Source organism: Actinosynnema pretiosum, from assembly GCF_024171695.1.
Taxonomy (GTDB): Bacteria; Actinomycetota; Actinomycetes; order Mycobacteriales; family Pseudonocardiaceae; genus Actinosynnema; species Actinosynnema pretiosum.
Window position 1 is genome coordinate 148077 of sequence record NZ_JAMTCF010000001.1, and the last position, 19779, is coordinate 167855.

The 19779-nt window shown below is 72.6% G+C and carries 15 protein-coding genes; 5 read left to right on the plus strand and 10 right to left on the minus strand.

All coding sequences use genetic code 11. The annotated features are described in order from the left end of the window. Positions 1-64: 64 nt before the first annotated feature. A complete protein-coding gene (locus tag LV78_RS00640) occupies positions 65-712 on the plus strand; it encodes a hypothetical protein (protein WP_253842540.1) in 648 nt (215 codons plus the stop codon). Positions 713-828: 116 nt separating this feature from the next. On the opposite strand, the gene LV78_RS00645 is transcribed toward LV78_RS00640, so the two are convergent. The 5 genes from LV78_RS00645 to LV78_RS00665 all read right to left on the minus strand — a co-directional run bounded on the left by LV78_RS00645 (position 829) and on the right by LV78_RS00665 (position 8566). Beyond that, the gene (locus LV78_RS00645; RefSeq protein WP_253842541.1) at positions 829-2874 is read right to left on the minus strand and encodes a tetratricopeptide repeat protein; all 2046 of its coding nucleotides are present in this window, start codon (positions 2872-2874) and stop codon (positions 829-831) included. Then, complete coding sequence (locus LV78_RS00650) at positions 2871-4061, minus strand: hypothetical protein (protein WP_253842542.1); 1191 nt, start codon at positions 4059-4061, stop codon at positions 2871-2873. The genes LV78_RS00645 and LV78_RS00650 overlap by 4 nt, the downstream gene beginning before the upstream one ends. A gap of 723 nt (positions 4062-4784) precedes the next feature. Then, entirely contained in the window at positions 4785-5213 is a 429-nt protein-coding gene (locus tag LV78_RS00655; RefSeq protein ID WP_253842543.1) for a pyridoxamine 5'-phosphate oxidase family protein, read from the minus strand. Positions 5214-5327: 114 nt separating this feature from the next. Then, positions 5328-7796, minus strand: a complete 2469-nt coding sequence (locus LV78_RS00660) for an ABC transporter permease (protein ID WP_253842544.1) — start codon at positions 7794-7796, stop codon at positions 5328-5330. Beyond that, the gene (locus LV78_RS00665; RefSeq protein WP_253842545.1) at positions 7796-8566 is read right to left on the minus strand and encodes an ABC transporter ATP-binding protein; all 771 of its coding nucleotides are present in this window, start codon (positions 8564-8566) and stop codon (positions 7796-7798) included. Before LV78_RS00665 ends, LV78_RS00660 begins: the two co-directional genes overlap by 1 nt. 85 nt (positions 8567-8651) lie before the next feature. Here LV78_RS00665 and LV78_RS00670 point away from each other — a divergent pair, with 85 nt between their 5' ends. Further along, a complete protein-coding gene (locus tag LV78_RS00670) occupies positions 8652-9821 on the plus strand; it encodes a sensor histidine kinase (protein WP_253842546.1) in 1170 nt (389 codons plus the stop codon). Then, entirely contained in the window at positions 9809-10453 is a 645-nt protein-coding gene (locus LV78_RS00675; protein ID WP_253842547.1) for a response regulator, read from the plus strand. The genes LV78_RS00670 and LV78_RS00675 overlap by 13 nt, the downstream gene beginning before the upstream one ends. A 63-nt stretch (positions 10454-10516) precedes the next feature. Here the strand turns inward: LV78_RS00675 and LV78_RS00680 are convergent, their stop codons facing one another. The 3 genes from LV78_RS00680 to LV78_RS00690 are packed head-to-tail and all read right to left on the minus strand — an operon-like array spanning position 10517 to position 13562. Further along, positions 10517-11728 (minus strand): metal-dependent hydrolase family protein, encoded by a 1212-nt coding sequence (locus LV78_RS00680; RefSeq protein ID WP_253842548.1) that lies wholly within the window; start codon positions 11726-11728, stop codon positions 10517-10519. Further along, positions 11725-12159 (minus strand): GAF domain-containing protein, encoded by a 435-nt coding sequence (locus tag LV78_RS00685; RefSeq protein WP_308208665.1) that lies wholly within the window; start codon positions 12157-12159, stop codon positions 11725-11727. Before LV78_RS00685 ends, LV78_RS00680 begins: the two co-directional genes overlap by 4 nt. Before the next feature lie 5 nt (positions 12160-12164). Then, the gene (locus tag LV78_RS00690) at positions 12165-13562 is read right to left on the minus strand and encodes an MFS transporter (protein ID WP_253842550.1); all 1398 of its coding nucleotides are present in this window, start codon (positions 13560-13562) and stop codon (positions 12165-12167) included. A gap of 138 nt (positions 13563-13700) precedes the next feature. Between LV78_RS00690 and LV78_RS00695 the strand changes: the two genes are divergently transcribed. Continuing rightward, the gene (locus LV78_RS00695; RefSeq protein ID WP_253842551.1) at positions 13701-14612 is read left to right on the plus strand and encodes a MurR/RpiR family transcriptional regulator; all 912 of its coding nucleotides are present in this window, start codon (positions 13701-13703) and stop codon (positions 14610-14612) included. Positions 14613-14712: 100 nt separating this feature from the next. Next, entirely contained in the window at positions 14713-14997 is a 285-nt protein-coding gene (locus LV78_RS00700) for a hypothetical protein (RefSeq protein ID WP_253842552.1), read from the plus strand. 12 nt (positions 14998-15009) lie between these two features. Here LV78_RS00700 and LV78_RS00705 read toward each other — a convergent pair whose 3' ends face one another. Next, the gene (locus tag LV78_RS00705; RefSeq protein WP_253842553.1) at positions 15010-15477 is read right to left on the minus strand and encodes an EbsA family protein; all 468 of its coding nucleotides are present in this window, start codon (positions 15475-15477) and stop codon (positions 15010-15012) included. A 77-nt stretch (positions 15478-15554) separates the two neighbouring features. Beyond that, on the minus strand, positions 15555-19742 hold the full coding sequence (locus LV78_RS00710; RefSeq protein WP_253842554.1) for a LamG-like jellyroll fold domain-containing protein: 4188 nt from the start codon (positions 19740-19742) through the stop codon (positions 15555-15557). Positions 19743-19779 lie beyond the last annotated feature (37 nt).

The following is a 19779-nucleotide window of genomic DNA, read 5'->3' on the forward strand; positions in this document are numbered from 1 at the left end:
ACGCCGTCTGGGGAGGCGGCGTCTTCACTCTTGTTGGGGGACAACGATGAAGGCTCGATTTGCCATGCCCGCACTGGCCCTGGCCGCCCTTCCGGCGCTGCTGTTCCAGGGGGTCGCGGGCGCGGACGGCGTCCCGAGCGGGGACGTGTCGGCGGACGCGACGGTCAAGACGGCGTTCGCGGACCTGGACGGGGACGGGAACGCGGAGCGAATCACCGTCGAGCTGGTCAAGGCCGACGACCCGGCCAGGCAGCGGATCAGCGCGGTGGTCGGCGGGGTCGCGGTCAGCGCGCTGACCACCGCGGACGAGCGGGTCGGCGTGCAGCCGATCCAGGTGGTGGACCTGAACGACGACGGCAAGCAGGAGGTGGTGGTGAAGGAGCTGATGGGCGCGAACACCGACCACTACACCGCGTGGGGCTACCACTACGGCACCCTGTCGCCGGTGACGGACGGCAGTGACTTCACCGGCGCGCCGCTGCGCTTCCACGAGGGCGGCGGGATGTCGGCGCTGTCGTACTTCGGGTGCGAGGGCGAGGGGGCGGAGCGGAAGTTCAAGATCGCGAGCGGACTGGACTCCGAGTTCGACGGGACCTTCGAGGGGACGATCACCAGCTACCGGGTGGAGAACGGGATCGCCGAGAGGATCGAGCAGCGGGCGGTGACCGGGTCGCGGTCGCTGTTCTGGATGGACGCGCGCAGCTGCGCGTGAGGTGAGGTACCGGAGGCGGGGACTCGTCCGGACGAGTCCCCGCCTCCGGCGCGTCCCCGACCCGCTCGGTCGGATCACGTGCTGGGCGGCGGGTTTCGCGGCGGGTCGAGTGGGGCTCAGGTCAGGCTCAGGCAGTGGGCCAGTCGGTCTCGGGCGTCCTCGTCCTCGGTTCTGGCCAGCACCTCGCGGTAGTCCTGGGCGGCGCGGTCGTAGTCGCCGGTTTCCTCCAGGACCAGGGCGCGGTTGTACCTGACCTCCGGGGCGTCCAGCAGGCGCACCGACTCGTCGAAGTCCGCCAGGGCCCTGGGCAGGTCGCCCGCCTCGTACTCCAGGCGTGCGCGGATCGCCCACGCCTGGGCGCAGTCCGGGTGGTCGGCGGTCACGGACTCGGCCACCTCGCGGGCCCGGTCGGGGTTGCCTGCTTCGGCTAACGCGGTCGCCTGGACGCAGCGGAGCATCGGGTTGCCTGGGGATTGCGCCAGGCCCGCCTCCACGTCCCGCAGGGCGCCCGCGTGGTCGCCTAGGTCGCAGCGGAGCTCCGCTCTGCTGAGCCTGGCCTCGGGGTGGGTCGGGTCCAGCTCCAGGACCTTGGTGAACTCGGCCAGCGCGCCTTCCGCGTCGCCCAGGGCGAGTCTGGTGTCGCCCAGGTTGTAGTGGACTTCCGGGAACGGCGGGGAGAGTGGGAGGACGCGTTCGAACGCCTCCAGGGCCTCCTCGTCCCTGCCCAGCTTGCGCAGCATGCTGGCCACGTGGAAGTGGTGCTCCGGGAAGTCCGGGTCCAGGGCTGCCACGGCCTGGTAGTCGGCCAAGGCCTCCTCGACCTTGCCGGTCATGGCGTTGACCTGGGCCCTGTTGTAGCGCAGCACCGAGCGGTGCAGGGGGTGTTCGTCCGGGGAGAGGTCGGCGTCCAGCCTGGCCATGCCCTCCTCCAGGAGGCGCATCGCCTCGGCCGGTCTGCCCTGGCGGACTTCCACCAGGGCAAGGCCGTTGCGGCTGAAGACGGAGTGGAACGCCCGCTCCTTCGGGTCGCCCAGCTGGTCGGCCAGGGCTATCGAGAGGTTCATCCAGCCCCTGGCGCGTTGGAAGTCCCTGCGCTCCGCCGGGAAGTGCCTGGCGTACAGCATGGCGCTGCCGTAGGCCAGGTTCATGTGCACCACCGGGTCCGCCGAGGCCGCCCTGGCCTCGTGGTAGATCTCCTCCGCCTCCTCCGCCCGGCCCACCGAGGCCATCGCGGTGCTGGCGCCCTCGGTGAAGTGCCACCACAGCTCCGGGTCGCGCTCCCGGTCGACGGCCGCCCTTCCCCGGACGCCGAAGTCGATCGCCGCCTGGTACAGGCCTACCTTGCGGCAGTGGTCCATCGCGGTGAGGAGGGGGGCGGTTCCGGGAGTGGCACCGCGTTCGGCGTGGAACGGGATCGCGCCCAGTTCCAGGGATTTCTCCCCGATGGCCACCAGTTCCGCCCTGCGGGCGTCGTGCAGGGCGGCGCGGTGCTCGGCGGAGAGGGAGCGGTAGTCGGCCAGGGATCTCGGGTCGTCCTCGGTGCCGTCGCTGTCCACGTAGGACAGATATGGGGCGTCGGGGACGGGTGGAGCATCCAGCGCAGTGGTGTGGGCGGGGAGGATCTCCTTGAGGGACAGGGGCAGTTCGCCCTTCGGGTCCTCCAGCTCGGCGGTTCCGGTGCAGACCACCAGGCGCAGGTTCGGCAGGTCCGCCCTGCGCAGGAGGACCGCGATGAACTCCTGGTCGGTCGGGTCCGCGTGGTGGGCGTTGTCGATCACCAGGGTGGCGGGGGCGTCCAGGGCCGCGCGCAGGAGGTCGGCCAGGCCGTTGGCGATGTTCAGGGTGTGCAGGCGGGAGTAGAAGCGGGTGCGCTCCTCGGTGCTCACCGTCCACTCCATGCTCGACCACGGGGACGGGACCAGCGCGGCGAGTTCCGGGGCCGCGGTCGCGACCTCGATGTTGTGGCGGGCGGCCAGGTCCGGGTGGCGGGCGAAGAGGGTGGGGCCCACGGCTCGGAGCAGTGCGCCCGCCGCCGAGTACGGGCCGCGCAGGTTGTGGTGGGCGTCGACGCGGGCCAGCAGCGGGGGCAGGTCCAGGGTCGCCACGTGGGCGGCGCGGTCGGCCGCTCGGTCGGCGCGGACCCACAGGTGTCTTGCGGTCACCGGTCACGTCCCTTTCCACGGCGGCGGTCGCGCAGGGCGAGCAGTCCGTAGACGGCGATGGGGATGAGGGAGAAGGTCAGGAACACCGACGAGTCCAGGACCTGGAGCGGGGTGCCGCCCGACGAGAAGCGGGTGAGCACGCCCTTGAACATGAACCAGGTGACCGGGGCCAGTGCCAGGGCGAAGGTGGTCAGGCTGATCGCGTAGCCGACCGGGACGAGCCAGGCGTACCAGTGGGCGACCCTGCGGTCGACCGGGTGCCAGGTGGACTCGTCGACCAGGCGGTGCGGTCTGCGCAGGAGGCGGTTGACGCGGTTGCGCAGGGTGCCCCTGACGGCCGTGTGCAGGTCGACGCAGCCCAGGACGGTGCTGGCCAGGACGTACAGGTCGGTGCGCAGGTAGAACGAGAACTGCCAGGCGACGCGCAGGAGGGTGGCGAACGAGACGGCCAGGCAGAAGCGGCCGGTGAGGGAGAGGGCGCCGTCGGGGGTCCGGGTGAGGTCGGCGGCGGTGGTGAGGGCGGCCATCGCGAGGACGTCGGCGAGCATCCCGGCCAGGATCGGCAGGTAGCGCTTGCGCCTGGGGACGGTGACCAGGCTGTCCATGGACGTCTCCAGGACGATGAAGTACAGCCTGCGGCCGATGCTGAGCCTGGACGGGAGGCCGAGCCTGCGGCCCGCCAGGGCGTGGAAGGACTCGTGCAGGAGCAGGAGCGGGAGGGCCGCGGCGAACAGGGTGGCCTGGATGAGCGAGTAGTACTCGGTGTAGAAGATGTGCCGGAACGTGGGGCGCAGGTCGGGGGCGCGGAACGCGGCGTGGACCGCCCAGGCGATCAGGGCGGCGTAGGCGAGCATCGCGGGGCGGGAGAACAGGACCTGGCCGAGGCGTTGCCAGCGGACGTGCGTCGTGGCGGGCGCGGTGGCGGCCGGTTCCCCGGTGCGCACGAAGTCCAGGTCGTGCAGGACTTCCACGACGTCGTCGATGTCCACCGGTTCGCCGTAGTGGCGCTCGTACCAGGTGGCGGCGCGGGCCGGGGGCTCGCCGTCGGCGATGCGGCGCACGAGCTCGGCGCCGTCCGGCGGGAAGACCGCGTAGGACTCGATGTCCCTGCGGCCCACGGTCACGTCGTCGCCGTCCTCCAGGTACACCAGCGGGTGCAGCGGGAGCGGCCGGTCCAGGTCGGGCACGTGCGGGGTCCTTCCGCTCCGTCGGTCTGCCGGGTGGTCCGGGCGGCGACCGGGGTGGCCGCCGCCCGGACCCGGTGCTCAGCTGGCGGGCAGGGTGGGGACCTTGTACTGCGAGCAGGCCGCCGCGGTCAGCCGGACCGGGCCGACCTTGCGCACGGTGATCTTCTTCATCTTGGGCTTCATCGGGGTACACCTCCAGGGGCGGCGTCCAAGGACGCGCGGAACCGATTCCCGAGGGTTTCGGGAATTGATTTCTGGCGTTTTCCGGTGCGTCGCGCCACTTCGCCGATCAACGCGGCACCGTCAGGACTTTAGGCGTGGGGGCGGTTGTCCACGATCGACCACAAGGGTGAACGGGGAGATGTGGATCACATTCGACTGTCGGGTTGTCCGGCGGGTTGAAGAATTGCCCGGTGGGCGGTTCGGGGGATCGGCGGAGTGGCGTTCCGACGCCTTTGGTCCGGTTGACGCGCCACCGCTGCGGTGGACGGAGCCCCGCGTGGCCTGCAAGTTCGCAGCGCTTGGCCACTGGGGTGACGTCGCGGGCGGTCGCGCCGAAGCTCGCCGGGGTTCGGGGTGGAAGATTGCTGAAAAATTTTCCGGATTGGCGATGGGCAGGGTTGGTCATTGCCATCGGGGGTTCTTCGTGCTGTGGTGGATCGCGCTTCCGACTGCACCGGCGAGTTCCGAGTGGCGGGGGTGACGCTTTGGGCGCGGCGGTTTTCAGAACGCGACGCGGCGGACGGACTCGGGGTGCAGGACGAGGCGGTCCCAGTCCTGGGTGAGGACGTCGGCGAGGTCGGTTTCGCGGGCGGGGTCGGACAGGTCCCAGTAGCGGGCGGCCATGCGGGCGTAGAGGTCGCGGCCCGCGTTCGGCTCGATCACGACGTGGCCGGTGACCGCGACCCAGCGCTCGCGCTCCTCCACCGGGGCGGCGACGATCAGCGAGGCGCGGGGGTCGCGGCGCAGTCGGCGGACCTTGAGAGCGTCCGGGGCGCTGATGAACTGGACGAGGCCGTCGGTGGTGAGGTCGAACCAGATCGGGCGGGCCTGGGGCGGGGTCGGGCCTGCCGCCGTGGTGAGGAAGCCGTGGAGGGGGCGGGCGAGGAACTCGCGGTCGGCTTCGGTGAGGGGGGATTCGGTGGTGGGCATGGGGTTCCTGTTCCCCGGTGGGGCGCGGGGCAATCAGGCCTGCCCGCCGAGAGGGGAAGGCTCGGCGGGCAGGGGCGGTGGGGGCAGGGGTGTCGGGGCAGGGGTGCCGGGAACTCAGGTCGTCGAGCCCAGGAGGGACACCGGGGGTGGGCGGAGGGTGGTGCGGGCCGGGATCGTGGTCGCGGTCAGGGTGAGGAGGAGGGTGGTCGCGGTGATCGTCGCCCAGACCTGCCAGGGGGTTGTAGGGATCGGGGACTCAGTCAGGCCGTAGGACAGGCCCGCCAGGGCCGGGAGGACGGCTGCCGCGCCTACCAGCAGGGCGATCGACGTCAGGAGCAACGCCTCCAGGCGGACGACGCGCAGGACCTGCGCCCGCCTCGTGCCGACGAGGCGGAGCAGGGCGAACTCCTGGCCGCGTCGTGCGGTCGCCATCACCAGGGTGTTCACCACCGAGATGGCCAGGTAGCCCAGGAGCACCACCAGGGCGATCAGGTTCGTCCACGAGTCGCCGTCGCGCTCGGACTCGCCCGCCGACGCCAGGTGCGCGCTGTCCACCGCCCGCACGCCCGTGAAGGGGCCGAGCGCGGCCGTCACGGTCGGTTCGTCGGCGCCTCGCACGAGGACCAGGTGGTCGAGCTTGGTGGTGGTGTGCGGGAGGAGGACGTCGTGCGGGAGGGTCACGTCGCCGTAGCCCAGGCCCCGCGCGTACAGGGCCGTCACCTGCGGGGTGATCTCCGCGCCGTCGCCGAGGACCAGCGGGAGGCGGTCGCCTGGGGACACGCCCAGGGTCGCCGCCGCCTGGGTGCTCAGGGCCACCGAGTCGGCGGTCATCGCGTTCAGGTCGCCCTCTCGGACGTCCAGGTCCAGGACGGTCGCCGGGGTGTCCACGCCCTGGGCGGCGAGCGGGGTCAGGTTCGGCTCGCCGAGGGTGGTGTGCCGGGCCGCCACCTGGCCGCGCACCAGCGGGACCACGTCGTCCGCGACCTCGCGCAGCGCGTCGGTCACCTGCGGCGCCACACCGGCCTCGCCCGCCACGACCACGTCGGCGCGCATCCCCTCGGTGGACTGGGCGCTCGCCGCCGCCGCGACCGTGGTCTGGGTGAACACCTGCACGCCCGCGACCGTGACGGCCAGCAGGATCGGGACGACCACCGACGCGAAGCGGCGGGCGTTCGCCCTGACGGACGCCAGCGCCAGCGGCGCGGCGACCGGGGCCAGCGCGGTCAGCGGGCGGGACACCAGGGACGTCGCGGCCAGCACCAGGCGCGGGCCCAGCAGGGCGGCGCCGATCACGGTCAGCATCGCGGACGCCGCCGCGCCCGCCGCTGCCAGCTCGCCGGGGATGACCAGGGGCAGTGCGCAGAGGACCAGGCCCGAGGCGACGCACGCCCAGCCTGAGCGGGCCCGCAGGGCGCTGACCTGCGGAGGTGCGAGGGCGGACTCGCGCAGGGCGGTCATCGGGTCCGCCGACGCCGGGCGGCGCACGGCCAGCCAGGCGGCGAAGCGGGCGGTTCCCACGACGAGGAGGATCGCGGCCAGCGGGGGCGCCGGGCTCAGTGCCAGGGCGAAGTCGGGTGGGAGCTGGCCGGCGTCGGCGAACGCGTCGCGGAGCAGGCCCGCCGCCCAGATCCCCGGCAGCGCGCCCAGGACGGCGGCGGCGCCCGAGACCAGGAGGACCTCGGTCCCCACCATGCGGTGGATCTGCGCCGGGGTCGCGGCGACCGCGCGCAGCAGCGCCAGCTCCCTGGCGCGCTGGCCGATCGACAGGGCCAGGGTGCTCGCCACGACCAGGACGGCGATCATCAGGGTGGTGCCCGCGAACGAGCTGGACAGCGTGATCAGGTAGCCGCGCGCCTCCCCCGCGTCCAGGAACTCGGCGTCACCCCGCCGCACCCCGGTGTAGGTGGTCGCGCCGGGCAGGGCGGCGGCGATCGACTCGGCGAGCGCGTCGGGGTCGACGCCCTGATCGGCCAGCACGCCGACCACGTCCACCTGGCCGCCCGCCAGCTCCAGGGCCCTCTGGTCGGTCAGGTACGCGGCGGGCCTGCGCGGGACGGACGTGCCGGTCACGCCGGTGACCTCGTACTCCTCGGGCACCCCGCCCACCGCCACCGGCACGCGCGAGCCGGGGGACGCGCCCAGCTCGGCGGCCAGACCGGCGTCCAGGACCAGCTCGGTCGGGGTGGCGGGGGCGCGGCCCCCGACCAGCTCGGACGGGGCCAGCGCCGCCGTCCCCCAGCCGACGGCCTGCGCGGGGACGCCGTCCACGAGCACGGCGGTCGCCGACTCCGGGATCGCCTCGCGCACCCCCGGCACCGCCGCGACGCGGGCGGCGGCGTCGGCGGGCAGCGGGGCGCGCTCGGCAAGGCGCAGGTCGAGGTCCTCCACGACCTCCACGGCCTGGGCGGCGCCCACGACCACGTCCGCGCCCGCGTACCGCTGCGGCGGCACGCCCGAGCGCAGGCCGGACTCCAGCAGCACGCCCAGCGCGGTGAGCAGGGCGGAGGCGAGCAGGACGGACACGACGACGGCCGCGAACGAGCCGAGGCGGTGCCGCACGGAGGCGAGCGCGAGGGTCCGCATCACCACTCCCCCAGCGCCGTCATGCGCTCGGCGACGTGCTCGGCGGTCGGCGCGACCAGCTCGTCCACCAGGCGGCCGTCGCGCAGGAACACCACGCGGTCGGCGACGGAGGCCGCCGCCGGGTCGTGGGTGACCATGAGGACGGTCTGGCCGGTGGCGTCGACCACGTCGCGCAGCAGCGCCAGCACCTGCTTGCCGGTGCGGCTGTCCAGCGCGCCGGTCGGCTCGTCGGCGAACACCACGTCGGGCCGGGTGACCAGCGCCCTGGCGATCGCCACGCGCTGCTGCTGGCCGCCGGAGAGCTGGGACGGCATGTGGCCGAGGCGGTCGGTCAGGCCGACCCTGCGCAGCACCTCGTCGCGCCACGCCGGGTCGACGCGGCCCGCGCCGAGCAGCAGCGGCAGCTCGACGTTGCGCAGCACGTCCAGCGAGGGCACCAGGTTGTAGCCCTGGAAGACGAAGCCGACGCGGTCGCGGCGCAGCGCGGTGAGGCGGTTCTCGTCCAGGCCGGACAGGTCGGCGCCGCCGAGCCGCACGGCGCCCGAGGTGGGGCGCTCCAGTCCGGCGGCGCAGTTGAGGAAGGTGCTCTTGCCCGAGCCCGACGGGCCCATGACGGCGGTGAACGTGCCGCGCTCCAGGGTGAGCGTGACGCCGTCGAGGGCGGTGACGGCGCTCTCGCCCGAGCCGTGCACCTTGGTCACGGCGGTCAGGGCGAGTGCGGCGGTCCCGGCGGGGGCTGCGGGGCGGTCCGGTGAGGTGGTTCTGGGCACGGGGGCAACGCTAGGGAGCGTGCGGGCCCTGAACGATCCACCCAGGGTGACAGTTCGCGGTAGTGCCAGCTATACCCTTGCCGCCATGATGCGGCGGTGGCTGCGGTGGCGGGGCGCCGCGCACTACCTGGGGGTCGGGGCGCTGCGCGGGTTCGGCTCGCTCTGGCTGTTCGCGGCGTTGATGCTGGTCGGGGCCTCGGCGGCGGTCGGGGTCGGGTGGCTATTGGCGCCGAGGGCGCGGGCGGCGCTGCGCGGGTGGGCCGGGCGGGAGCGGGCTCGGATCGAGGGCAGGACCGGGCGGGCGGTGCCCGAGGGGCCGTTGCCGCGCACGGCGTGCTGGTTGGCGCTGGACGGGACGGTGGGGCTGATCGCCTCCGCGTTCGGGGCGGTGCTGCCGCTGGCGGCGCTGAACAGCCTGCTGGTGCCCGCCTACTGGTGGGTGGCGCCTGCGGACGACCCGGTGGCCGCGCCGTGGCCGGTGACCTCGTGGGCGTGGGCGGCGACGATGCCGCTGGCCGCCGCGCTGTACCTGGGGCTGGCGTGGGTGGCCGTGCCGTGGCTGGCGGACCGGCACGCGCGGGTCGCGCGGTGGTTGCTGGCGCCGGGTGGGCGGGTCGCGCTGTCGCGGCGGGTGGCCGAGCTGACCGCGAGCCGCGCCGAGGCGCTGGAGGCGCACGGGGCGGAGCTGCGGCGGATCGAGCGGGACCTGCACGACAGCACGCAGAACCGGTTGGTGGCGGTGGTGATGCACCTGGGCATCGCGGAGCGGGCGCTGCGGCGGGACCCGGAGTCGGCGCTGCCGCTGGTGCTGCGCGCGCGGGACGCGGCCGGGGACGCGCTGTCCGGGCTGCGGGGCGTGGTGCGGCAGATCTACCCGCCGGTGCTGGCCGAGCAGGGGCTGGACGGGGCGGTCGCGGGGCTGGTGGCGGACTGCGGGGTGCCGTGCACGCTGACCACCGAGGGCGTGGGGCGGGCGCCCGCGGCGGTGGAGTCGGCGGCGTACTTCGTGGTCGCCGAGGCGTTGACCAACATCGGCAAGCACAGCGGGGCGGAGCGGGCGAGCGTGCGGATGGCCAAGGCGGACAAGCTGGTGATCGAGATCGGGGACGACGGGCGTGGCGGTGCGGCCGAGGGCGGCGGGTCGGGGCTCGCGGGCATCCGGCGGCGGGTCGGGGCGTTCGACGGGACGACGACGGTGAGCAGCCCGGTCGGCGGGCCGACGCTGGTCAGGGTGGAGCTGCCGTGCGCGTCGTGATCGCGGAGGACGACGCGCTGCTGCGGCAGGGGTTGGTGCTGCTGCTGGAGAGCGAGGGGCTGACCGTCGAGGCGGCGGTGGACGACGGGGACGCCCTGGTCGCCGCCGTGGTGGAGCACCGGCCGGACGTGGCGGTGGTGGACGTGCGGCTGCCACCGGGGTTCACCGACGAGGGGCTGCGGGCGGCGGCCCGCGCGCGGGAGCTGGTGCCGGGGTTGCCGGTGCTGGTGCTGTCGGCGCACGTCGCGGACTCGTCGGCGCAGGAGCTGCTGGCCGGTGGCGCGCGTGGCGTCGGGTACCTGCTCAAGGAGCGGGTGGGGCGGGTGGAGGAGTTCCTGGACGCGCTGCGGCGGGTCGCGGACGGCGGGACCGTGCTGGACCCCGAGGTGGTGACGCAGCTGCTGGTGCGGCGGCGGGTGGACGACCCGGTGCGGTCGCTGACCGCGCGGGAGCGGGAGGTGCTGTCGCTGATGGCGGAGGGGCACGGGAACGGGCGGATCGCGGAGCTGCTGGTGGTGAGCGAGACGGCGGTGAGCAAGCACATCCGGTCGATCTTCGGCAAGCTCGGGCTGCACCCGGACGACTCGGGGCACCGGCGGGTGCTGGCGGTGCTGGCGTACCTGCGGTCGTGAGGGGCGGGCGGCGGGGGCGCCGGTCCGGGACGTCGTCCCTGGGGCGCCCCCGCCGGTTCTCCCCTATCCCACCTGGACTTCGCCGTCCTGGACGACCCAGCGGATCGCGGACGGCTCGGTCAGGGCGGTGATGTCCTCGACCGGGTCGCGCTCCAGCACGACGAGGTCCGCGCGGGCGCCCACGGCCAGGGTGCCGATCTCGCCGACCTCGCCGAGCAGCTCGGCGGCGGAGCTGGTGGCGGCGCGCAGGACGTCCAGCGCGTCCTGGACCTCCCTGCGCAGCAGGAACTCCCGGCTCTGGTGCCGCTGCATCCCGCCGAGCAGGTCGCTGCCGTAGACCAGGCGGACGCCGCCGCGCGCGGCCAGGTCCAGGCCCGCGAGACCGGCGGTGAGCACGTCGTCGACCTTGCGGACGCTGGCCTCGGGCAGGCCGAACCGCGCGCCCTCCTCCTTGAGCGCCCAGTAGGTGACCAGCGTGGGCACCAGGAAGGCGTTGTGCGCCAGGAAGAGCTCGACGCTGCTCTCGTCGAGCAGGTTGCCGTGCTCGACGGAGCGGACCCCGGCCTCCAGGGCGCGGTTGATGGCGCGGGCGGTGTAGGCGTGGGCGGCGACGTAGCGGTTGGCGGCCTCGGCCTCCTCCACCACGGCGCGCAGCTCGTCCATCGAGTACTGGGTCGAGTCGACCCGGTCGGTGGGCGAGCTGACCCCGCCGCCCGCCATGACCTTGAGGTGGTGGGCGCCCTTGCGCAGCTCGTCGCGGGCGGCGGTGCGGACCGCGTCCACGCCGTCCGCGATGCGCCCCAGGCCCGCGCAGCACTGGTGCGAGTCGTGCACGGCGACGCCGGGGGTGCGCACGTCGCCGTGGCCGCCGGTCTGGCTCAGCGCCTTGCCGCAGAAGTGCAGTCGGGGTCCGCGCACCAGGCCGTCGAGCTGGGCCTTGGCCAGGCCCCAGTCGGCGCCGGAGGCGTCGCGGACGGTGGTGAAGCCCCGGTCGAGCATCTCCCCCATGGCGCGGATGCTCTGCGCGGTGACGTAGGACGGGGACAGGGCGGGCAGGGCGCCGAGGTCGGCGGTGGAGGCGGTGACGTGGACGTGCGCGTCGATCAGGCCGGGGATGACGACGGCGCCGCGCGCGTCGAGCACGCGGGTGCCGTCCGGGGCCGGAAGTCGTTGTCCCACCTCGGTGATGCGGCCCTCGGCGACGCGCAGGTCGGCCTCGACGCGCTCGCCGGTGGCGGGTTCGAGCAGGACGGCGTCGCGCAGCAGCAGGCTCATCGGGCCTCCTCCAGGGCGGCGCGCAGCGCGGGGACGGCGAGCGGGGCCAGTTCTTGTGCCGCCGCAACGGTTTCCCCGGTGTACGCGCCTTCGGCGTCGAGCAGGTTGAGCACGCCGAGCACGCGGTCGCCGTCCAGGACGGGCACGTTCACGATGGTCCCGCAGCCGAGGGACTCGATCAGGTCGTGGTCGGCGAAGATCTCGCGCACGGCGGCCCTGTCCGGCCCGAAGTACGGTTCGGCGTGGGTGATGCAGCGGTCGATCCAGCCCGCGGCGACCTCGACGGTCTTCTCGCCGCCGACCGGGTACTGCTCGGGGTGGCTGCTGTGGACGCGGCGCAGGGCCTCGCGCTCGGGAATCCAGGCCAGCACGGTGAACAGCCGCGCGCCGACCTCCTCGCGGACCCGCTGCTCCAGGTCCTCCAGGATCACTTGGCTCACTTGGCCATCTCCTTCGCGGTGTCGGCGGGTCCGCCCCGCTCGGTCAGGTCTTCCAGGGAGCGGCCCGCCGTGGACAGGCCGAACACCACCACGCACACGACGCCGACCACCAGCACCGCCGTGGTGAGGCCGAAGACGCCCGCGAAGCCGAGGCTGGCGGCGGACAGGCCGATGATGGTGGGCGCGAGGATGCTGCCGATGCGGCCGAACGCGCTGGACAGGCCGGTTCCGGTGGCGCGCACCCAGGTCGGGAACACCTCGGGGGTGTAGGAGTAGACGCCCGCGTAGGTGCCGTTGAGGAAGAACGAGAGCACCGCGCCCGCGAGGGTGATGGTCAGCGGGGTCTCGGTCTGGGACAGCCAGAACGCGCTGACCGCCGAGCCGGCGAGGTAGATCGCGATGGTGTTCTTGCGGTCCAGGCGCTCGGAGATCCAGGCGGCGGAGAAGTAGCCGGGGATCTGGGCCAGGTAGATGATGATCGAGAACTCGAAGCTCTTGGTCACCGTGATGCCGCGCTGGACCAGCAGGGTGGGGATCCAGGAGAAGAAGCCGTAGTAGGAGAAGGTGATCACGAACCAGATCAGCCAGATCACGGCGGTGCGCTTGGCCATCGCCGGGCTCCACAGGAACTTCAGCGCGCTGACGAGCGTGACCTTGGGGGTCTGCGCGGCCGGTCCGGTGGCGGTGGCGCTCTCCTCGACCGGCGGGAGCGGCTGGCGGGTGGCCTTCTCGACGCGGGCTTCCAGGTCCGCGACGACCTTCTCGGCCTCGGCGGTCTTGCCCTGCTGGAGCAGGAAGCGCGGGGACTCCGGGAGCGAGCGGCGCCACCACAGCAGCATGACGATCGGCAGCGCGGTGATGAGCTGGGCGATGCGCCAGCCGTCCTCGGAGGCGGGGACGACGAACCTGCCGATCAGGGCGGCCATGACGAAGCCGAACGAGAAGAACCCGGCGAGCGCGCCGACGAACCAGCCGCGCCGCTTGGCGGGGACGAACTCGGACAGGAAGGGGGCGATGATCGCGCTCTCCGCGCCCGCTCCCGCGCCTGCCAGGACCCGTGCGCCGAGGAAGACCTCGTAGTTGGGCGAGAAGGCGGCGACCACGGAGAACACCGCGTAGAAGGCCAGGGCGTACATCATGACCTTCTTGCGGCCGATGCGGTCGCCGAGCAGGCCCGCGATGGCCGCGCCGAACAGGAAGCCGAACGGGGTGGCCGAGCCGATCAGGCCCAGGTGCCCGTTGTCCAGGCCCCACACCTGCTGGACGCTGGGCAGCAGGAAGGCCACGACGGCGGAGTCCATGCCGTCGAAGGTGTAGCCGAGACCGCCGATGAGCAGCAGGCCGTAGTGGGGACGGCTCAGCGGCAGGCGGTCCAAACGGGCCAACAGGGACATGCGAACCCTCCGCGGGTGCTGGTCCAGCCGGATGTTGGCAGGCAACGTATAGTGCAGATTCGCCCATTTGCAATAGATGTTGCAGATTCACCGTGTTACGGGATTGTCGCGCCGGTCCACTCGCTGGGACCGCGTAGCGTGTCGCCCGTGCCGACCGGGACCCCTTCCAGCACCGACAGCTTCGACGAGTGGTTGCGCGGGCGCGTGCCGGAGCGGGGGTTGCGGCCCAAGGCGGCGGCGGTGCTGGAGCTGCTGCTGTCCCAGCCGAGGCGGGCGTCGTTCGGGTCGACGGCGGAGCTGGCGCAGCTCGCCGGGGTGAACGTGGCGACGGTGACGCGGACCGCGCAGGCGCTCGGGTACGCGGGGTGGCCCGCGTTGCAGCAGGAGCTGCGGGCGCGGTACCTGTCGTCGCTGAGCGCGCCGCAGGTGGCGGCCGAGCACCTGGACGCGGGGCTGGCGGGAACGGGGTCGGGGTCGCCGGGGGTGGCGTCGCTGCGGCGGGACCTGGACGGGTTGGCGCTGCTGCACCGCAAGGTGGACGAGGGCGTGCTGGACGTGGTGGCGCGGGCGATCGCGGGGGCGCGGCGGACGCTGGTGATCGCGGCGGGCAGCTACGCGGCGGTGGGGACGGCGCTGGCGCACAACGCGCGGTTGGCCGGGTACGACGTGGTGGCGGTGTCGGGCGGGGACGCGGAGCTGGCGAACGCGGTGGCGGCCGTGGACGAGCGGGACGTGCTGATCGCGGTGAGCTTCTGGCGGTTGTACGAGAGCACCGTGCTGGCGGCGAACGAGGCGCGGGAGCGGGGGGCGCGGGTGTTCGCGGTGACGGACGCGGCCAGCCCGGCGCTGTCGTCGGCGGCGGAGGAGGTGCTGCTGGTGCCCGCGGAGGGGGTGGCGTTCTTCCCGTCGCTGACGGCGGGGGTGGCGGTGGCGCAGGCGGTGGTGGCGCAGCTGGCGGCGATCGACCCGGAGCGGACGGCGGCGTCGATAGAGACGGCGGAGGGGATGTGGTCGCGGTTCGGGTTGCTGCACCGGCGGGTCGGGGGGTGATTCTTTTCCGGGTGACGAGCGGCGCTCCATTCCATGAGGCCGATTCGATACCGCCCGGCCAGCGGTTCCGAACGGGGCAAACGGTCACGACGATGGGGTGATGACCGGAGCGGAGCACTACACCAGGGCGCAGGACTGCCTCACCGAGGCGGACGAGACCAGCGACGCCGCCGCGCGCGGGGAACTGCTGACGCGGGCTCAGGCACACGCCACGCTGGCACTGGCGGCGGCAACGGCGCTGGGCTCGGAGTCGCAGGGCGGGCAGCGGGACACGGCGGGACACCCGGCGATGGCGAACCGGGACCTGAAGCAGTGGAAAGCGGCGGCGGCGGTGCCGGAACGGCGGACAGAGCCGGAGGCGAGCACGGCCACCACCGCCGGGTGAAGGGCGGGCGGGTCAGCCCTCGGGCTTGTCCGCCTCATCCGGGACGGCGCGCCCGGCGAAGACGTGGTCGTGCACTGCCTTGGCCTGCGCGATCACCTTCGGGTTCTCCTCGCCGAAGGTGATCTGGCGCAGCATGAACAGCAGTTCGACGTTCTCCTCGTCCAGCCACAGGCGTGGGAAGCTGACCGGGAGCACGAAACCGACGTGGATCTTCACCACGTCCACGTCTCGGATGTCCGCCACCGGAATCCGCTTGGTCCGCCACTCGGTGCGCAGCCCCACCACGCCTTCCTCCAGCACCACGTGCTGACGCAGGCCCAGCACGACCATGAGAACGGCGAAGGCGGCGAACAGGAAGAACAGAGAAGCCGCCCAGTAATCGTCGTAGACGATGCAGACAGCGGCGACAACCGCCATGACGAGGGCGATGCAGGACAAGCCCGATGTGGCGATCCAGCGGAACGGGCTTCGAAGAATCACGGGATCAACCTACTCAGTTCAGGTTCGGGACAGGGCGGGGTGGTGCGCACGAACCTCTCGTGCGCACCACCCTTTGGTCAGAACGCGCAGGCAACTCGCCGAGCGGTTTGCTTCGCGACGCAGAAAGCAGCCTTGACGACCCCTGGGTCGACGACCGTGCTGACGACGTTGACAGCCGCCATCTGCTTTTGGGTGTAGGTGTTCTTGTTCACCGGGCGGTTCGCCTTCTGCAGCGCCTTGGGCGTGTTGGAGACTCCAGCGCGAAGCCCTGTCCCACCGACCTTGGTGGCGAGCCCCACGGGAACCGTGAACAAGCCGAACGTGCCCACTGTGAGCACCAGGTCGGCCGCGTTCGCCTTGAGCGACTTGCGGAAGCCCTGTTCAGCGATGCGCTGCAGGGCATTGACCGCGTAAGCTCCTGCAGTGAAAATACCGCAGGCCAGCAGGCCCGTGAGCATGCAGCCCACGGCGGCGCCAGCACTGGCGATCGTGCCTCGGTTCTTTATGACGAAGCTGCCCACCTTCCCCCAGTCCGGCCAGTTGCCGTCGAGGTCGAGCTGGTTGATCGGGTCGCCGTTGGCGTAGTCGTAGTCGTTGGCGCTACCGCCGTCCACCGGGTCGACCGACAGGAACCGCCCCAGCAGCGGGCTGTACGGCCGCGCGCCCATCTGGACCAGCGACAGCGCCCCCGCGTGCTCGTACGGCCGCTGGTGCTGGCCGAGCCACCCGTAGTCGGCGCCGCCCGGCAGGTTGTCCGGGACGGCGTCGGGGTCGGGCGTGCCGTTGGGCTTGAGCGGTTCGCCGAACGGGCTGTAGAAGCGCAGATCTCCGACCTGCTCGCCCTTCGCGTCGGTGGTGAGCACCAGGTCGCCGCGCACGCTCGGGTGGTCGTAGGTGGTGCCGTCACCGCGCAGGGTGAGCAGCGCGCCACCGGGCAGCGACACGGTCCTGGACACGACCTGGCCTGCCGCGTCCAGGATCACGTCCGCGGTGTCCCCGTCCGCGGTGTGGCCGTAGCTGTTGCCCCTGCTCTTGCTATCGACGACCTCGACGCGCTCCACGATGCGGCCCTGCGCGTCACGCCGGTAGGTCACCTCGGCGGGATCCGCGCCCTCCGAGCGGGCCGAGGTGTTGCGGCCCTCGGAGTCCCACTCCAGGTGGGTGGTCGAGCCGCCCGAGGTGAAGCGGGTGGTGTTGCCGCTCTCGTCGTAGCGGATGTCCGTCACCTGGGTGTCCCCCACCACGGCGACGAGCCGGTCCGCGCTGTCGTAGCAGTAGCCGGTCTCGGTGGTGCCGGACGCGGCGCGGTCCACCAAGCGGACCCGGTTGGTGTTGCGACCGGCGTTGCCGACCGTCCCCTCGGGACACCCCTGGGGAGCGGGTGAGGTGAAGTCGTAGCTGTAGTGGTGGCCTGGGACGTAGGCCTCCACGAGCCTGCCCGCCGCGTCGTACGAGTAGTTCGGACCGTCGGGACGGGCGTCCACGCCGCCCAGCGACTCGTCCACGACCATGCCGGACTTCGACCTGGTCACCGAGGAGACCACGTCGCGGCCGTCCGAGGTGCGCCACGCCAGCGACGTGACCCGCCCGGACGCGTCCTGTCCGAGTGAGCGGAGCGCGGAACCGTTGCCGTAGGTGACACCGGACAGCTCACCGGCGCTGTCGTAGGTGGCGGTGGCCACCAGCTCTCCGCCGACGCGGAGAGTGAGCACACGACCTGCGTCGTCGTAGGTCGTCTCGGTCGCGGGCAGGACACCGGCCTGGCCAGGCGCCTTCGTGGTCTCTCGGACCACCCGGCCGCCGAGGTCCAGCTCCGGGGTGGTGGTCAGGCCGTGGACGTCGGTGTAGGAGGCGATCCGGCCCAGCAGGTCGACCCTGGTGGTGATGGTCCCCGAGGAGTCGGACACCGAGGTCGCCAGCGGGTCGCCGCCGACTGCGTAGTCGTAGGACACCACGCGGGCGGGCGTGGAGCCGCTCGCCGGGTGCGCGATCTTCGTCATCCGCCCCCGGCTGTCGTACGCGGTGCAGGTCCAGCCACCGGGCGCGGCCTCGGCGACCACCCGGCCCCGCAGGTCGTAGACCCGCTCGTCGACCCGACCGGAGACGCCACCAGAGGTCTTGCTCAACCCGGACTGGACGACCGGTGCGGCCCCTGGCTGGCAGGGGTTGGCTCGGGCCTCGGTGTTGCCGTAGTAGGTGTGGGCGATCTGCGCGCCGCTGGGGAGCTGTCGTGAGGACCTGCGCCGCAAGCCCTCACCGGGCTTCTCGTACCCGGTGCCGTTGACCAGGTTCAGGCCTGCTGGGTCGAGCGCCGTCGAGGTGACCAGGCCGTAGGCCGGGTCGTGGCCGTCTCCGGTGTAGGAGGTGGTGGTCCTGCGGTCAGGCCTGCTGTCCGAGTCGGAGACGGTGGACGAGGTGGTCAGACCGTAGTCGGGGGTGAGCACGTCGGCGGGCACGGCGGTCGCCGCCTCCCCGTCGCGCTTCCACAGCACGGAGGCCGCGCCGGTGTCCCTGGTCAAGTTGCCGGTGAGGGCGCGCTGCGAGTACTCGACACGCACCCGGTGGCTGCCCTGGGACAGAGTGCTCTTCACCTTGGGCGTGTTGACCGCACCCGCCGCCGCGCTGTGCCCGGAGACCTCCTTCTCGGTGAGCGGCCGGTCGTACACGGCCACCTCGTCGAGCACGGCGTCCGTGGTGGTGCCGCCGGGACGGTTGCCGATGGTCAGCGGGATCGCGTTGGTCTTGGCCTTGACCTCGAACTTCTTGTCACCGGACTTCTTGCCGTTGAGGTAGAAGGTGACCTTGTTGTCGGCGTCGCGGGTCACGACGAGGTGGTTCCACTGGTTCAGCGACACCGATCCCTCGGACAGCGCCCGCTGCAGGCCGCCCGTCTCGCCGATCTGCCGGAACTCCAGCTTGCCCTCGGGGGTGAGGGTGAACTCGTACGGCATGGCGTTGTTGTCGCCGCCGTTCCAGCGGCTGATGATGTCGTGCCAGCCACCCTTGGCGTCGTTCGGGCGCGGCTTGACCCAAGCCTCCAGGGTGAGCGGGCCCGCCAGGTCGAACGGTTCGGGCGCGACCTGCGCCTGGCCGCCGCGGAAGTCCACCGCCGCGCTCTGGTCGTCCGGGAGCGCGCCGGTCTGCCACTGCTTGACGGTGCCCGCGTAGGCGCCGTCGCGGCCGTGGCCGGAGGAGTCCTTCAGGACGGTGGTGTTCTCGCCGAGCCGCCAGTAGCCGACCGGCGCGGACTGCAGGACCGACGACGAGTAGGTGCGGTCGAGCACCAGGTTGTCGTCGACGTAGACGCGCACGCCGTCGGACGGGTCGTCCTCGGCGGTGGAGAACTCGTAGGAGCCTGCCGTGCCGACCTGGAGCGCACCGGTGAGGCGGGCGGACAGGGCCGAGGTGAAGTCGACCTTGTCGACGGGCTTGCTCGCCCGCCAGTCCACGTTGACCGGCGAGGTGGAGTAGGCCGCGGCCTCACCGGAGAACGACGGGTTGGTCCACCAGGTGGCACCCAGGCCGGTGAAGCCCTCGTCGTAGCCGGTCCTGGTGGTCGGAATCTTGTCGCAGCCCTCGGGAGCAGGGGCCAGCGGCCTGCGGTCGCCGCCGAAGCAGCGGGCGGGCGCGGGGCCGTAGCTCTCGATCGGGTTGCCCTTGGAGTCGTGGACCGTGGTGGACTTGCGGCCCGCCGGGTCGGTGACGGACAACTGCTTGTCGTCCTCGGCCCACTCGTAGGACTTGGTGCGGCCGGTTCCGTCGGTGTCGGTCAGCGTGCGGCCACCGAGGTCGCGGGTGACCTTCCGGGAGAAGCCGGGTCCGGTCGCCATGCCGACGATATCGACCTCGGTCCAGTCCTGGCCGTAGGTGTAGGTGTGCTGGGCGCGCCGCGTCGGGTTCTGCTCGAAGCCGCTGGGCTCCGGGAAGGAGAGCTCGGCGACCCGCTTGGTGGGCAGGCCGTCGTAGTGGACGCGGTGGTTCGGGCCGAACGTGTTGCGCTTGGCGCCGTCGACGACGATCCAGTCGATGGCCAGCGGGGTGCGCATCTGGTCGATCAGGTGGTGCTCGTTGAACCCGAAGTCGTGGTTCTCGTCTCCGGGGTTCTGGAAGCGGCCCAGCTTTCCGTTGAGGTAGAACAGGTTGGTGGTCGCGCCGTCCGGGAGCTTGACCGCGCACAGGTAGCCCGGCGGGGTCGGGTGGTAGTTGCCCACGGGCGCGCACGCCTGGTCACCGGCGTAGTGCAGGGTGATCGCCCGGTTCGACACCGGGTCGGTGATCCTGGTCAGCCTGGGGATCGGGCTG

Bases quoted from the DNA above. Each gene is read 5' to 3' on its own strand.
- LV78_RS00640 (WP_253842540.1), top strand. From the start codon at position 65: ATGCCCGCACTGGCCCTGGCCGCCCTTCCGGCGCTGCTGTTCCAGGGG.
- LV78_RS00655 (WP_253842543.1), bottom strand. From the start codon at position 5,213: ATGCCCACCACCGAATCCCCCCTCACCGAAGCCGACCGCGAGTTCCTC.
- LV78_RS00660 (WP_253842544.1), bottom strand. From the start codon at position 7,796: ATGCGGACCCTCGCGCTCGCCTCCGTGCGGCACCGCCTCGGCTCGTTC.
- LV78_RS00670 (WP_253842546.1), top strand. From the start codon at position 8,652: ATGATGCGGCGGTGGCTGCGGTGGCGGGGCGCCGCGCACTACCTGGGG.
- LV78_RS00680 (WP_253842548.1), bottom strand. From the start codon at position 11,728: ATGAGCCTGCTGCTGCGCGACGCCGTCCTGCTCGAACCCGCCACCGGC.
- LV78_RS00690 (WP_253842550.1), bottom strand. From the start codon at position 13,562: ATGTCCCTGTTGGCCCGTTTGGACCGCCTGCCGCTGAGCCGTCCCCAC.
- LV78_RS00700 (WP_253842552.1), top strand. From the start codon at position 14,713: ATGACCGGAGCGGAGCACTACACCAGGGCGCAGGACTGCCTCACCGAG.